Source organism: Paraburkholderia sp. J69-1 (assembly GCF_905220255.1).
Taxonomy (GTDB): Bacteria; Pseudomonadota; Gammaproteobacteria; order Burkholderiales; family Burkholderiaceae; genus Paraburkholderia.
The window spans coordinates 88,766-103,832 of the sequence record NZ_CAJMZG010000015.1 but is presented as its reverse complement, the minus strand read 5'-3'; the positions used below and the strand labels follow the sequence as shown (position 1 = coordinate 103,832).

Here is a 15,067-nt window from a genome sequence, read left to right as displayed (position 1 = left end):
CAAGCGAGATCGGACGCAATTTTTAAAAGGATCAAAGGTAACAGAGCGTCACAAAACTGTGTCGGCGACAAAGCGCAATGACACCATCGGCTCACGGATGCACGACATTCGCCACCTGGCCAGTCATCGCTTTTCACGCACACTCATTCGCAGGAGCTCGACATGTTTTCGACGATCTACTTTGCCGCTTCTTCCGTTCTCGCCTGTACCGGCACGCCCGCTGGACTCGCCGCCAAAGTATTCGACGGCAACTTTCCCGATGCGATGCGCGACGCAGCGCGGCTCGCCGATTTCGACGATCCCGCTCATCAGCCGGGCTACGCGGCGCTGCAATTGCGCGGCGATCTCGAGCTCGCGCTGGGCCGCCACGAAGACGCCGAGGAAACCTATCGACGCGCACACAAGGCGGCACGCGATTCGCGCGACATGATGCGCGTGGTGTCGTGCCGCAACACCGGCTGGCAAGCGCTGTTCCGCAATCAGTTCAGCGTTGCGCTGACCTGCTTTAAGCGCGTGAGCGAAGACAAGGCCGCCACCCTGCTCCAGCAGCTCGATGCGCACGTGGGCACGACGCTCGTGCTGTTCCATCTCGGCTGCGTGCAGGCCGCGTGGGATCGCCTGAGCGGATTCTCGGCGCTCGCGCTCGCAGCGCAGGACAAGCGCTGGTCGGCGCTGGCCGCCGCGCTCTATCGCGACATGCGTGCGCAGCATCGCCTGCATTGCAGCGAAGCGCTGGCCGACCATATCTACTGGCGCTCCGTGAACGCCGATGCGGGCGCGCGTCATGTGGCGCTCGAAGCCGTCTCGCCGCCATCCGTCGCACTGCCGCTGCTCGGCGCGCGTGCGCACTATCTGGAGCGTCTCGATGCATTGGCGAATGGCGATCACGTCGCGGCCGAAGCGCTGCGCGAATACGCCAGCCAGATCCGCCGCATGGGCCTGCACGACTATTACCGCAGTTTGTGCCTGGAGATCGCCATGGCCGCCCTCGCCACGCAGGCAAGCGGTATCGCCGAAGCCATGCTCGAAGTTTCGGGCGCAGCAGCACTGCAAGGCAGTCAACATACCCGCTGGTATCTGGATTTCCTCTACTGCCGCGCGAAGATCATGCAGCAGCAAATGCGCACCCAGGAATTCGCGCAACTCTATGGCCGCTACGCGCTCGCATCGATCCAGCACGTGCGCGCCGACAACGTGCTGATGCCCGTGGTTTCCAGCACGACGCAGGTTCCCTCTGACATGCCGCCGCGCAGCGACGACGTGAGCGCGCGTCTGCCCGCGAAGTATCGCCGTGCGTATCGCTATCTGATGGACAACCTCGACCAGAAGGATTTGTCGGTGCGCGAAGTGGCTTCGCAGGTAGGCGTGACCGAGCGCGCGATGCAGGCGGCGTTTCGCCTTCATCTCGGCATATCGCCGAGCGAATTGATTCGCCGTCAGCGTATGGAGCGCATTCGCGACGAGTTGCTCGACGACGGCGCGCCCACGACGCGCGTGCTGGATGTCGCGCGCAAATGGGGCGTGCAGCATCGCTCGACGCTCATCAACGGCTATCGGCGCACCTTTCAGGAAGCGCCCTCGCAAACGCTCGCGCGCTGAAGCGCCCCGCCATGCCTCTCGTCGCGGTGGCGTGCGCCGCCGCGACGTTTGCCCTGCCTGCCTCGTTCGCCTCCATTCGCGCGCTTCACGCGCCTGACCTCATGAAACCGACGCTTTCACTCATGCTCGCGGCCGCCTTGTGGCCGGCGAGCACGCTCGCGGCCAGCGACTGTTTTATCGACGCCGCCGCCTATCAACACGTGAGCCCCGTCGTGCTGCGCGCGATCGCGTGGCAGGAATCGCACGCGCGAGCCGACGCCCTGCACCGCAACAGCAACGGCACCGTCGATTACGGCATCATGCAGATCAATTCGATTCATCTGCCGGCGCTTTCGCGCTATGGCCTTTCCGCGCGCGATCTCATGAAGCCCTGCTCGAGCGTCTATATCGCCGCGTGGTATCTGCACAGCATGATGAACAAATACGGCAATACATGGCAGGCCGTAGGCGCCTATCACTCGCAATCGCCCGCCGAGCGTGATCGCTATGCGCATGCCATCGCCGCCATTGTCGATCAGTTGCAAACCCTTCAAGCCGACGATGACGTGTCGATGCCGCGATGATCGCGGCACACAATAAAAAAACCGCTGCGCGAACGCAGCGGTTTTTCCGTTTTAAAGCGCCGCAAGCGGCGCTCATGCATTGCACAGGAGCCTTATTGTCCCTTGGCGGCGGCCGTGACGTTCTTCGCGCCATCGGTAACGAGCTGCGCCATGCGCTTGACCTGCTCCTGCTGCGCGTTGATCTGCGCCATCTGCATTTGCATCATCATGTTTTCCTGCGCCATCTGGCGACTGAAATGCAGGTTCGCTGCGTTATCCGCCTTGGTGGACGCCAGCGACTGCGCCATCATCGCGTTCTGGCCGAGCGACTGACGGCCCATGCGCGGCGCGCGACCGCCGCCGCCTCGGGGCAGCTCGCCCAGACCGCCCAGGTGCTCGGTGCTGCGTGCGGTTGTGCGCCGCGGCGAGGGTTCCGCAGCCGGCGCCGCGGAATCGGGAAGAGCATGCGTTTGAGTGTGCGAAGTAACGCTAGAAATTCCATCAGCCATAGCCGACTCCTAAAGACAGTTTAAACGGGCGCCAGCCGACGCGCCTGTCTGAAAGACGCGAAACATGAGCGCATGTCGGCTCGCAAGCTGGAGCCGCACACCCACCTTAGCGACGGGCGGCATACGCAGACCCGCAACATGCGTCGCGATGGCGTGAAAGGCGAAGCGCCGCAAGCGCTCGCCTTATCGCCCATGTCACTTCTCGGCAGACGGCAATTCAGCGAGGCTTCGTGCTTTGCAACCGCGCTTCGCACGAGTCACAGGAGCGTCATCGACGAAACCGATAGTGGCCAGCGTCTTTTCCAACGTCGCGAGCCTCGCATGAACACCACGATCCCGTCGACATACAACGCGTCCGTCGCGCAAGCTCAGCCGTCTGTGGAGCCCGCCGCTACGAGCGCTGCAACCACACCAGCGACAAAGGCAGAGGCAGAGGCAGACCCCGCGCCCGCTCAACCAGCGGGACTGCTCGCGGGACTCAAACCGCGCCTGCACGCCACGCATCGCCCCGCCGAACTCACGCTCGCCTCGCTCGTCAAGATCGGCACGAAGGGCAAGCCCGTGCTGCCGTCGCATACCGTCGGCGTGCGCAAGGCGGTGACGGTCCCCGAAGCCATTGTCGGCGATCACGACACCGCGACCGATATCGCATTCCGCACCCGCCGCAAGACGCCCGTGCCGATCGAATCGATGAACAAGGCGCTGGCGGGTTTCAGCCCGCAACGCGGCAACGGCCCGCGCGTGGCGAACGCTCGCGTGGAGCACGACGCGCCCGGCGAAAGCGCTGCAAGCATCGGGACATCGATCCGTTTCTTTCCCCGCGCGGATCACACCAGCCTCGACAGGCTGATGAACCAGATCGACGGCGCACTGGTGCGTGCGGCAGATTCGGAGTTTCGCGAAGTGCGGATGTTACGTCGCCCAGTCATCCTGAGCGCGCTGGAAACGGCGTCGGGCGGGAACATCAAGCTGGCTGCGATGATCTTCGAGCGGCTGCAATCGGGCCTGCACTTCGACACCGGCGCGAGGGCCGCACCGCAGCTTCAAGCGCAGCCTCAAACACAACCACAAGCGCAACCACAGACGGCCGCGGCTCCCGCCCTGCATCCCGTTTTCCAGGCGGCAATCGACGAACTCGAGCGCTTCAATCCGTCGCCCGAGAGCACCAGACTACGCGTCGTGCCGCCCGACTCCGGCGACGCCCCGCCTGCGCCCGGCGGCCTCCAGGCACGCCACATCGAAGCGCGTGCGTGGCACGTCGCCCAGGAGCTGGCCATGACGCCTGGCGGCTTCGAGAGCCTACGCGAGATCGCGGGCGCAAGTTGGCCCGCCACCGGCGAGGCGCGCTTTGCGCCACGCGCGTGGCTGCAGGCGGCAGCGCTATTGGCGGGAATGAACGATGGCGCACCGCTCGACGCCAGTCCGCAAAACGTCGATGCAACCGCGCGGGACATTCTGGCCGGCTCCGAACCCGCGCGCCATGACGGCGCCGCGTTGACGCAACGGCATCTCGCTTCGATCGCACTGGCCGCCACGAAGCTGATGAGCGCGCCGGATACCCGCGATATCACGACGTCCGAATTCGGCTCGCTGCTGGCCGCGCGCCAGGGCTTTTTCACCGATGGCCCAGGCACGCCGCTCGCCGCGACCCGCAGCCGCCTCGAACGCTTCCTGAATCACACGGTCCCACGCGCCACCTCGGATCGCCCCGCTCACCTCGCGGAAGGCGACAGCGCCGTGCCGGTGGCCGCGCAGCGCGGCCTCGATCGCGCGTGGTACAAGTCGCTCGGGCGGCCGTTCGGTTTCAACAAGAGTCCGCTTGCGGCGATGCAAGGCGGCATCCAGGGCACTGGGCTCGGCTCCTGGGATTCGGACCAGAAAAAGCTCAACAAGGCGGTCTGCGATGCGCTGCGCGAGCTGAACGCCCTGCGCGAACAGGGCAATCGCAACGCCATGCCGGGCCGCGCCGTGCTCGTCAAGGACAGCAGCATCTGCGCCGACGTGGTCAGCCGCGCGCTGCTACAGGTGCTGGCGGAGCTGCCTGAGGACAACGCGGCCTCGACATTCGAAGCGCCACTTGGCGACGATGTAATCGACGCCGTCGCGCAGCGCGCGCTCGCCAACATCGAAGTGCCCGACGATCTCTCGCAGCTCGGCTTTCGCGAAGCGCGCAAAATGAAGGCGCTGCAGGGATTGCGCACGCGCCTCGCGCCCGCGCAGGGCGGCGGCAACGTCGACGACATGCGCCGTGCGATCCGCAAATATCTGCCGGGCAAGGCGGGCGTGGTGAACGCGAAGGTGCTCCAGAACTGGCGTCAGCGCTATGCCACGCCGACCGCTTCCGGCGCGCCTTCGACGGCCCTCGACAATGCATTCGATGCCATCGATCGCATCGCGCTCGGCAAGGCGATCAAGCCCGAAGGCGCCACCAGCGACGATTACAAAAAAATGGGCGAGCGCATCATCGCCAATCTTGAAGGCAGCGGCAAGGCGATCGTGACCGAAGGCGGCACGGTCGGACTGAGCACGCGCGGCGTGAGCGCGACGGCGGCCTCGTTCACGCTGATCGCGCCGCGCCTGAATCTGCAGGCTTCGCGCGGACGGCAAGCGGTGCTCGAATACAGCCGCTCGACGCCGGCCTACAAGATCAGCTTCGGCACGCAAAAGCGCCTGCACACGAGCGCCGGCGGCGGCATGCAGATCGGCCACGATGTCGGTCCCGTGCGCGTGGCGGGCAACATCGAAGCCGCGCATGCATGGGACGATACCGAACAGTGCACGGTCGACCTCAGCATCGCGCGCCGCCTGCTCACCGACGAAGACGCCTACGACGACAAAGAAGCCAAAAGCCAGCTCAAGCAGGTCAACGCATTTCTGTTCGATCACGCCGGACGCGGACGCAGCGGCGACGATCTCTGGGGCGATCTGGGGCGCAAATTTCTGAACAACGAGGACTTCTCGGTCTCCTGGAACAACCAGACCGGATCGGTGCGCCAGCACGGCGAATCGGCCGCTTTCCGGCCTGGCGTCAAAGTGGGCGCGGGCAAGGTATCGGCGCGCGTGAACGCCAACCTCGGCGTCTCGCACGACCGCGTCTACAAAGCCACGCTCGACGCGCAGGACGAGACCGGTCACACTCGCATCGAATCGCATCGTTTCGGGCGCGGCAATCGCGCAGCCATGCAGGCGGGCGCGAACTTCAGCATCAGCGACAAGGTCGAGAAAACCGGCGCGCCCGGCGCGGATCCCACCGATATCGCCAGCGTTTCCGTGTTCGCGCCGAACGCGCTGTCGCTGGAACTGCCGCTCTACGACGGCTTTCATCAGGCGAAGGCCACGCTCGTGCGCGAGGGCGGCAAGCTCCAGGCGCGCGTATCGACCGCCGACACCGAATTCTCCAGTTTCAACGATTACAAAAAGGCCCTGAGCGAAGATCCGGCGTGGCAGCTCGCGTTCGGTGTAGAGCCCGGCCAGCCGATGCCGGAACCGGGTCAGATAAAGGCGGCAATGAGCAAGGGCCGCGATGAGATCAACCATTATCTATCCGCTCTCGCGGCCAACGATGTGCAGAACCTGCGCTTTATCGCGCGGCGGCGGTTGCGCACTGAAGCGGCGCGCCGCGTCGATGGTCTCGACGACCAGATCGCCATGCTGAAGTCGCGCAACCGCGGGGACGAACGCGGCAAGATCGACGAACTGGTCCGGCAACGCGACGACCTGCTGCACAGCGCCAATGCCTGGCTACCGACCGAACTGTTGACCGTACAGGCCAATGACCGGCATCTGGCCGTGGGCTTGCGCGTGGGCGTGCAGTTGACGACCACGAAAAGCGCGCGCGGCGAGCGCGAAGTCGCGGCGCTCAAGGTCAAGCCGAAAAACACGGACGCACTCGACAAAATATGGCCGACACGCGCATGACACGCCGCCACGACCGGCCGCAGGCGTTGCATCGCCTGCGCGGTTCAAGAGCCCGATCCGGACGCCGTCGGTGTGCGCTCCGTGTCATGCTCGATTTCCGGCTGCGAGCCGTCGCCCGCCACACGGTTCAGATCGCCCATGGGTATCGCGCGCTGCGCGCCGGCTTCGAGATCGTCTTCGTCGTGGCGCTCGCGGGTTGCGGTGCTCATCGCGAACGGCAGACATCCCCCGATAATGAGCAGTGCGCCAAGAGCGTTCTCCGCGCTGAGAATGCCGCTCGAAGGCGCACTGCCGTTGCTGCGATCGCCACGCTCCAGGAAATGGTTCACCACAGCCGCCGCTGCATACAACGCAAGAAACAAGCTCAAACGCGCGGTTTGCGCGCCTGCCGCCTTGTCTGCGTATTGCTTCCAGCCGCCCTGCTCCGACGTATCCATCTTCTCCCAGGTCAGCCTGAGGTCCCGGATATTCTTCGCCGCCGTGAACGTCACGCCATGTTGGGCGACTTCCGCCGCGGCGCGCGCGCCCATGGCGGCCAGCCCTTCGCCCCCCGCATTGGCGAGCGTATAGCCCGAAAGCTCGCCGATGCCTTGACTCAACTTGAGCGAATGGTTCCTCAGACCATCGACGAAACCCGCACCCGACAGATTCGCAGCGCCTTGTGCAACGTTCACCGCCTCCTGATTCAGGAAGTAGCCCGCGCTATCGATCACTTGCGCCCGCACCGGCCGCTTATAGGCGTCGTCATGGTTGCCTTTGAGCGGATAGAGCAGATTCACAACATCGCGCGACAGATAGGCATACGACTTGATGGCCGATGGAAGCAGCGTCGAGAGCAGTCCGAACGCGCCATGCCCGTCTTGCCCACGGCCAGTGGCGCCTGCCGTGATCGCCGTGCCAAGCAGCAGCCCAATCTGTGCGAAGTGACCCGCGTAAGTTATTTTCGACGCGCTTCCCTGATGATATTTGTGCACCATGGCCATACCGTTGGCCATCACTGCGCCCGAATAGAGCAGGCTTACCAGCAGACCCCGTGCTTCCGGCGATAACTCAGCGGAAACCGCCACGGCTTCGGTCGCGCTGGCGAGCGCTTCGCGCAGTGCGGTGGCGCCGCCCGTGGCCAGCAATTCGTGAGTAAAGGCATTCGCGATATTGGCGCCCCAGCCTTTGATGGGGTGGTTGTCGTCGTATGGACGTGTGCCCAGAGCGTGCGCTTGTGCCGTAAGGTTGCGGGCAATTTCGAGGCCGTAGCCGACCGGATCGTCCCTGACCTGCTGAAGGTTGCCCAGCGCGGCCCGGCCCAACTGCGTTGCCTGCTGGCTGACTGCGTCGCCGATCCGGATCAATCGCGAGCGTAGCGCAGTCTGCGTGACCGTGGGCGGAGCAATCGATCCGGGCCGCGCGCCTTCCAGTGGGATTGCGCTCTCGTTCGGGCGCGGCGGCGGCGGCTCGATCGATAGCCTCGGCGAATTCTGTCCGCGGATCGATCCTTCGTAGTCCGTCGAATTTGAGCTCGGCAGCGGTACGGTGTGCGGATTGGCCGTCGTCTCGCCGCCAGACGGTACCACGTTGCTCGACACGCTGGCTCTGCGCTCCCGGATCAATGCCAGATCGCCAAGCGCACCTTGCTGAACGCTGTTGCGGCGTAACGGCGGACTTGTCGGCACGGAAGTGCTGCCTTGCCCCGAGTCCGGGCTGGGTAGCGGCGTTGTCGTGATCTGTGGACTGCTATCGATAGGGCTAACCATTTTTTTCTCCGTTCGTGAAGGGATCGTCGAATGCGGCTAAAACCGCGTCAATGTGATCCTCAGAGACGTCACCCTTCATCGCGAACACGGAGGCGAACTTATGTGCGCTCAGGCGAAGCGGTCAGCCATTCATCGTTCCCCGGTCATAATGTGTGCGCGCTGCAAGCACGAGGGAGTCACCAATTCTTGGCGCAAGCTTTTCATCGGCCATAGTTGCGATATCGGACGCGCGCACTGCAGTGAGCAACGGCATATCAACGAGAAGCACTCGGTCGTCATCGTGCGGAAGACCGACCACGAGGGCTGGCTCCGCAGTCACTCGTGGACGAAGCGCGCTCCTTTCGTAATCCCTGCTCCGCCGACAGATGTACCCCGAGGCATGCTCCGGCGCACCTCATGCGTCGACGAGGCACCCGTCTGCTTCGAAAGCGCAGTCGGAGAAATTGCCACGGCCACGCTGACGCTCAGTATCGCCGGGCGTAGGAGCCCAGCACTTGAATCTGAGGGTTCGGTCGAAGGAATTCTTCGAGGGCGCCAACCAGGGCGGCCCCACTCACCTCAATAAGGTAACGATGGCATCGAGCGTCCTCTTGCTGGGTCGCTCGCAGATCGCAAGAATTTTGAGTTCCGCGGCCAACATTTATTCATCTGTGAGGACAAGCCATCGTCTTCAATGTTCGCAAGGGCGTGCGAGGCTTCCCTACCCCATTGGCACGGAAATTGCCGCCCGTTCGTGCTAACGGGGGGTTGGCCCGAAGGGCCGAAGGAGCAACTAATACGCTGCCTTCTGTATATTAATTAAACCATTCGGGCCGACGCTCCTTTACCAGTAATCTCGTTGAACAAGAGCACGATGTCGAGAAGGTGCAGCAGCTCTTAGGTCATGCGGTACGGGACCGAACAAGCTACAAGGGCCTCCCCGTTGAGCACAAGCGTTTCTATGTGCTCATGATGTCCGCGCTCCGGTCCAGGCGTCGCTTGACCGACCGCTCTAGTCGAACTCACTCTGCCGAAGGTTCGAGCCTGAAGTCCTCGCCATATTTCAACGAGGCCCACGCCAGTCTCGCGTTCTTTGCGGCAATCGCGATGGCGGCCCGCCAGTAGCCCCGGCGCTCGACCAAGGTTCGGACCCATCGGCTGAAGCGATCCTGTTTCTCGCCGAGGCTGGCTATAACGGCGCGGGCGCCGTTGACCAACAGGCCCCGTAGATAGGCGTCGCCGCCCTTGAAGTCCCTTTCATTCTCTAAGCGAAAGTCCCTTAGCTCGCTCGCCTCGACCGCTTAGGATCGGATTTTCGACGTTCGACAAGACGATCATAACTAGAAACATCGATCGCACAGACTTCCGGCTGCGGTGATTCACTTTGGATACATGCAGCGATAGCACACAGGCGCCCCTCCATCGCCCCAAATGCCAGATAAGTGCCCTTCCCCCTTATCTTCGGCGGAACAGACCAGTTATCGCCGGGTGAATTTGGAGTTACTTCTTCGCTCATGAGAGCGGCTACCCTATTACCCAAGACAAAATGTGGAGATTGTGCAGACTGTGGAGATTATGAGGATTGTGTTTTCAACCGCTTTCTTGTCTCGGAGAATGCCGATAATCAATGATGCTTACGATTTTCCAGTCGCCCGGAGAGGGATCGAAAAAGTGGTTTCGGCTGTAGCAGTATCCCGATACGGCACCGTCATGCAATTCAGATAATAGTCTTAGAGCAGGGGGAGAACATGGTTCCAACGACACTTCAGCTTTGCGCTGTCGCGATCGCTTCTGCGCTACTCATGAACGCTTGCGGCGGTGGCGGAAGTAGCGATGAATCATCGAGCGACTCTACGTCTAGTAGCAGTTCGACGTCGAGTGACAGCACGACAAGCACCACTTCGGCGACGACAAATCTCGTCGGCGCGGGAGCAAGCGAGGGCAGTGGAACCAGCGCCGTGGTAGCCGCTGCCGAGACGTTTCTCACGACTCTCAGCGATACGCAAAAAGCGGTTGCAACTTCGACAAGTTCGACCAGTACGGCGGTATTCGATCTGACCAAAGACAACGCTATCTATTGGACTAATCTGCCAGGCAATCGTCACGGTCTGCGTCTGAATACAAGCACCTTGACAACCGCACAACTGACCGCTGCCGAAAACCTGATGGCGACGGCGCTCAGCACCGCCGGCAAAACGGAGCAAGACGAAATTCGCCGCGCGGACGATGTCCTCGGTACAAGCAGCAGCACCTACGGTTCGGCCAATTACTCGATCGCGATCCTCGGTACGCCATCCACCACGTCGGCGTGGATGTTGCAGATCACGGGCCACCATCTGGCCTACAACATCATGTACAACTCCACCTACGTCAGCGGCTCACCAGCCTTTATCGGCGTCGAGCCGCCAAACTGGGTGGTGTCGTCCAGCGGCACGATTTCGGTCAATGGCAACGTGACGGCCTCGAGTTCCGGCACTCAGCACGCGCCGCTCGAAACACAGCGCGCCGCGGTCTATAACCTCGCCACAACACTGCAGGCGAATGGAAATTACACTTCGTCGGCCAAACTCAGTGGAACCTATAACGATGTCGTCGCGGGCGCTGTCAATAGCGCCGACTCGAATTACGGTGCCCTTGCGTATCCGACTACGAATCGCGGCATTCTTTATTCGAGTCTGGACACCACGACTCAAAGCTACGTTCGCGCACTCATCGAAGCCTACGTGAATACGATGCCGAGTGACATCGCGACTTCGCTGTTGTCCACCTATGAATCGTCTACAGCACTGGCTTCAACCTACGTGGGATATTCGCCAGGCACGAGCGGAACCGCCGATTTCAGCGCCTTCCCTTCTGGCACCACGACGGAACATAGTTATCTACGCGTCGACGGGCCACGCGTATGGATTGAATTCGTCGTGCAGCAAGGCGTCGTCTATTCGAGCGAAGTTCATTATCACAGTGTCTGGCGCGACAAGATTGCGGACTACGGCGGCCAGTTCGGCTCGGGCAGTACTTCGTTCTAGGCAAGCACTATGCGCGCGCTTCGGGAATGGATTCGTGACGGGTTGTTGCTGTGGGCGATGCTGGCGTCATCGGCATTCGCTCACGCGCTGCCCGGCACGGCCGTTCTACTGGATTTTGACCATCGCGATGTCGCCATGCAGATCGATGCGCCGCTGGATCAATTTGAGCTGGGATTCAAACATCCAGTCATGGATGCGCCGATGGAAACTATACGGCGCTATCCGCATGCGCTTCCTGCGTATCTCCTCGCCCATGTTCAGGCTGTTGCGCCGGACGGACGCCCGTGGCATGTGGAAGTGGAATCGCTGGAAATCGCGGCATCGAAAGACGCCTCACCGATCGATCTGCACGCGTCGCTCAGGTTGATTCCACCACCTGGCGCGCCAGTCAGACAATTACGCCTCAACTACAGCGTCATTAACCACGAAGTCATGACGCATACCGTTCTCGTCTTCGCACATAGCGACTGGCAAAACGGTGTGTTTTCGCAGAATCCGCAATTGCTAGGCACGATCCGGTGGCTCACTTCCGGAATCGACATCGATCGCCGTACCGGCTCGTTTTGGCATGGATTCGGGGGTGTCTTCCGCATGGGAGTGCAGCATATTGCCGAAGGTACCGACCATCTGCTGTTCCTGCTCACCCTGCTCCTGCCATCGCCTTTGCGCAGGGATTGCGGGCGTTGGGGCTCATACGCCGGCGTCCGGCACACGATCGCCGGGCTCGCTGCGCTCGTTACTGCCTTCACACTCGGTCATTCTGCGTCATTGATTGTCGGCACCATGACGAACCTCGACTATCCCTCACAGCCGGTCGAAATCGCCATTGCGTTGTCGATCCTTGTTTCGGCTTTGCACGCGTGGCGCCCGCTTCTTCGAGGCAAGGAAACTTGGGTTGCAGTCGGCTTCGGCCTGATTCACGGGCTTTCGTTCAGCGAGGTTCTGCGTAACAACGGGCTCGATGGCTGGCATCGCGCTGCTGCTGCCCTCGGCTTCAATCTCGGGATTGAGTTCATGCAGTTAACGGTTGTTGCAGCGGTCGTTCCATGGCTGATACTGCTCGCCAAAGCAGGACGCTATACGGCGGTCCGCACAGCGGGAGCAGCTTTTTCAGCCGTTGCATCGCTTGCGTGGATGGTGGAGCGGATTACTGGATTCCCGAATTTCGTCTCACGAATGCTCGATGAAATCATGCCGGCTGCTCCTTATCTGGTTGTTGTTTTGGCATTGTGTTCGCTCATGGCTTTCGCGATACGCCGTGCGCCGACACCTTCACGTGATCCTGAGTTTCTATAACAACTCATTGACTAGTTTCAAGCTTAGGCAAATTGTAGAACGTCTTGAATCTCCGATCGAGCCAGAGCACCGTCTTCGACGTCCGTTCCAAGAGAAAGTGGCGATCGTGCAGGAAACCGTTGAGCCGGGAGCAACGGTTTCGGTCGTTGCCCGTCGGCACGGGGTCAACTCAATTGACATCCTCCCCGCCTAAAGGTCGGGGAGGATGTCAAGAGACTACTACTCAGTCCGGCCTGGGTACCTAACAGAATTGGCAGTGTCGCTCGCCGATTGTTCAAGATAACCTGACTACGAACGACTGAGATACTTGGCGATTAGTGTCTATGCCCAAATATGGACGCGTCGGGTGCGCTATCGTCGATAACAGCGGCCTCAGTAGCGCTCGACGCTGCGCCGGGAGTGATCGCCAGCATCGTGGTCACGTACATCGAGGACGCTAGGGGGAGCGATGACGCACATCGCGGCGAATCTGCAGTTCATCTATTCGTCGACAGCCGTTCTTGTCGATGTCCGAGCAATGACGCCGTTTTCAAGGACTCGTGGAAATGCCGATTGTATTGGCATTGCGCCTCTCCGCAGTTATCAGGCGAATTAATTCATATGCATTCCGAATATGGCTTCGATGCGATATGAGATCTGCATATCGACTGTCACCACATGCACACAACTCATACCGAGCGATCGCCAAAACTTCGATTGATTTAGCGACACGCAGTTGACGGCAAGGTCGCTATGTGTGGAGTATTCTTCACAAAAGGAAGTGAAAATGCCGCCAAACCACGAAATTTTCATTCGACCATAAGGACATGAAAATGAGTAATGATATGGCTGTCAGCATCGAGGGAATGCAAGGCAACGATTCCCCGTCTATGTCCGCACAAACAGAACAAGCAAAAGCGTTCTTGACTCGGCACGGCGTCCAAATCACCGAAAAACTCGCTGCATCCCTTCGTAGCAAACCGCTTTCAAGCGGCAAGCTGCGGCAGGCCGCAATCATTCATATCGACGCCTGAGGGAAAATCGATATTGTGTTTCAAACTCACGCCTACCGTCTTCCCAGCGGCACGCGCGTTTGATCGCCTGCCAACTTGCACCAGTAAAGTGCAAACCAAACTATAAGGAATGCAAAATGAGTAACGACGTGATCATCGATCTCGACAAGGCTCAACAGGCAGTAAATTCATTGCAAGCAAATCCGCCGTCTGCATCTGCGATTTCGGCCGACCCCAAGGCCTATCTCGCTCAATGTGGCGTGCAAATCAGCGACAAGGTCGAAGCAATGATTCGTTCGAAACCAGTCGCTGCCGCGAGCAAACCACGGCAGGCCGCGATTATCCATATCGACGCCTAATCGAATAGCAGGAGCGGTACCGGGCAGTTTGCGAGCGCCGCTTGTTTGTCGAGGCGCTCGCCGATTCGCAACGAGCTAGGTGCGTATACTCGCGAGAGCGCCGATGAAGAACGATCCAATCGCCCTTGTCATCAATGTCACATTGCGTTGTCCACTGAAGTGCGCTCACTGTTGCTACTCGTCGGATATGTCAAAAATCGGGCATTTATCGCTCGATGATATTAAAGCCGCAATCTCACAAGCTGCAGCCACACGAGTATTCGACGCTGTTCATTTCGTCGGCGGCGATCCTCTTCTGCATCCGGAGCTCGTTCGCGAAGCAATTGAGCACGCGGCCGGGCTGGGCCTCCACACGGGCATCACCACGAGTGCATTTTGGGCCAAGTCTCGGGAGCGTGCGCTGGGTGTGGTGGCAAAGCTCAAGGGGGCGGGTCTCTCGGAGATAACGCTCTCGTACGATGATGCCCATGCGCAGTTCCTGGAGATCTCGCACATCGCTAACGCCGTCTGGGCTGCGATCGAAGCAGGACTGAAGGCAAGAATCGCCGTGGTGGTCGAGCCGGATTCGCAGATCACGCCCGAGTGGTTGTGCACCGCCCTCGAGCTTGACGATAGCGTTCAAGTCTACGAAACTGCGATCAACTCAACGGGGCGCGCCGCTGACATTGACGCCGATCGGGCCCAACTGCGCAAACGCTGGGAGTACGCCTATCGCGGACCGTGCACGTCGGTTCTCCGCAATTTTCAGGTTGACCCAGAAGGAAACGTGTATCCGTGCTGCGGTGTTCTGCCCCATCGCGAAACCATGGCCGTGGGGCACGTTCGGGAGAGCGGCCTGAATCGAGCGATGCAGGAAGCCGAAGGCGACGCGCTCCTTCAATGGATCCGCAGCGAGGGCCCCGTGGAGGTGATCGTCCAGACAACCGCGGACGATCCATCTCCACTACAACGGGAAGACTTTGACGGCGTATGCACGGCATGCGACCGTCTATACTCCTCGATCCATTTGCTCTCGCGAGCCCGAGCTCTCGCCGAGCAGCGAGAAAAGCCCGTCAATCCACGACGCAGCGTCGTCGAATAGCTACGGCGCGGGGATAGC

At 61.0% G+C, this 15,067-nt stretch carries 10 protein-coding genes and 2 pseudogenes; 9 read left to right on the top strand and 3 right to left on the bottom strand.

The genetic code is table 11. The features are described 5' to 3' along the window. Positions 1–162 precede the first annotated feature (162 nt). Entirely contained in the window at positions 163–1,599 is a 1,437-nt protein-coding gene (locus U5A67_RS25685) for a helix-turn-helix transcriptional regulator (protein ID WP_321816650.1), read from the top strand. Positions 1,600–1,700: 101 nt separating this feature from the next. Beyond that, on the top strand, positions 1,701–2,162 hold the full coding sequence (locus U5A67_RS25680) for a lytic transglycosylase domain-containing protein (protein WP_205981932.1): 462 nt from the start codon (positions 1,701–1,703) through the stop codon (positions 2,160–2,162). Positions 2,163–2,254: 92 nt separating this feature from the next. Here the strand turns inward: U5A67_RS25680 and U5A67_RS25675 are convergent, their stop codons facing one another. Further along, positions 2,255–2,650: a hypothetical protein gene (locus U5A67_RS25675; protein WP_205981933.1), complete on the bottom strand. Its 396-nt coding sequence runs from the start codon at positions 2,648–2,650 to the stop codon at positions 2,255–2,257. Positions 2,651–2,971: 321 nt separating this feature from the next. Here U5A67_RS25675 and U5A67_RS25670 point away from each other — a divergent pair, with 321 nt between their 5' ends. Beyond that, positions 2,972–6,568 (top strand): hypothetical protein, encoded by a 3,597-nt coding sequence (locus tag U5A67_RS25670; protein WP_321816651.1) that lies wholly within the window; start codon positions 2,972–2,974, stop codon positions 6,566–6,568. A 44-nt stretch (positions 6,569–6,612) separates the two neighbouring features. Here the strand turns inward: U5A67_RS25670 and U5A67_RS25665 are convergent, their stop codons facing one another. After that, positions 6,613–8,316, bottom strand: a complete 1,704-nt coding sequence (locus U5A67_RS25665; RefSeq protein ID WP_321816652.1) for a hypothetical protein — start codon at positions 8,314–8,316, stop codon at positions 6,613–6,615. A gap of 1,001 nt (positions 8,317–9,317) precedes the next feature. Further along, a pseudogene (locus U5A67_RS25660) lies at positions 9,318–9,542 on the bottom strand (IS110 family transposase); the annotation flags it as partial. Between the two features lie 555 nt (positions 9,543–10,097). Between U5A67_RS25660 and U5A67_RS25655 the strand changes: the two are divergent. The 6 genes and pseudogenes from U5A67_RS25655 (at position 10,098) to U5A67_RS25630 (ending at position 15,049) form a co-directional block, all read left to right on the top strand. Then, on the top strand, positions 10,098–11,321 hold the full coding sequence (locus U5A67_RS25655; RefSeq protein ID WP_321816653.1) for a DUF3500 domain-containing protein: 1,224 nt from the start codon (positions 10,098–10,100) through the stop codon (positions 11,319–11,321). A 9-nt stretch (positions 11,322–11,330) separates the two neighbouring features. Further along, a complete protein-coding gene (locus U5A67_RS25650; protein ID WP_321816654.1) occupies positions 11,331–12,617 on the top strand; it encodes a HupE/UreJ family protein in 1,287 nt (428 codons plus the stop codon). Between the two features lie 31 nt (positions 12,618–12,648). After that, positions 12,649–12,783: pseudogene (locus tag U5A67_RS25645) on the top strand (transposase); the annotation flags it as partial. A 646-nt stretch (positions 12,784–13,429) separates the two neighbouring features. After that, positions 13,430–13,630 (top strand): hypothetical protein, encoded by a 201-nt coding sequence (locus tag U5A67_RS25640; RefSeq protein ID WP_321816655.1) that lies wholly within the window; start codon positions 13,430–13,432, stop codon positions 13,628–13,630. A gap of 116 nt (positions 13,631–13,746) precedes the next feature. Continuing rightward, positions 13,747–13,968, top strand: a complete 222-nt coding sequence (locus U5A67_RS25635) for a hypothetical protein (RefSeq protein ID WP_321816656.1) — start codon at positions 13,747–13,749, stop codon at positions 13,966–13,968. 103 nt (positions 13,969–14,071) lie between these two features. Further along, a complete protein-coding gene (locus tag U5A67_RS25630) occupies positions 14,072–15,049 on the top strand; it encodes a radical SAM protein (RefSeq protein WP_321816657.1) in 978 nt (325 codons plus the stop codon). The last annotated feature ends 18 nt before the right edge of the window (positions 15,050–15,067 follow it).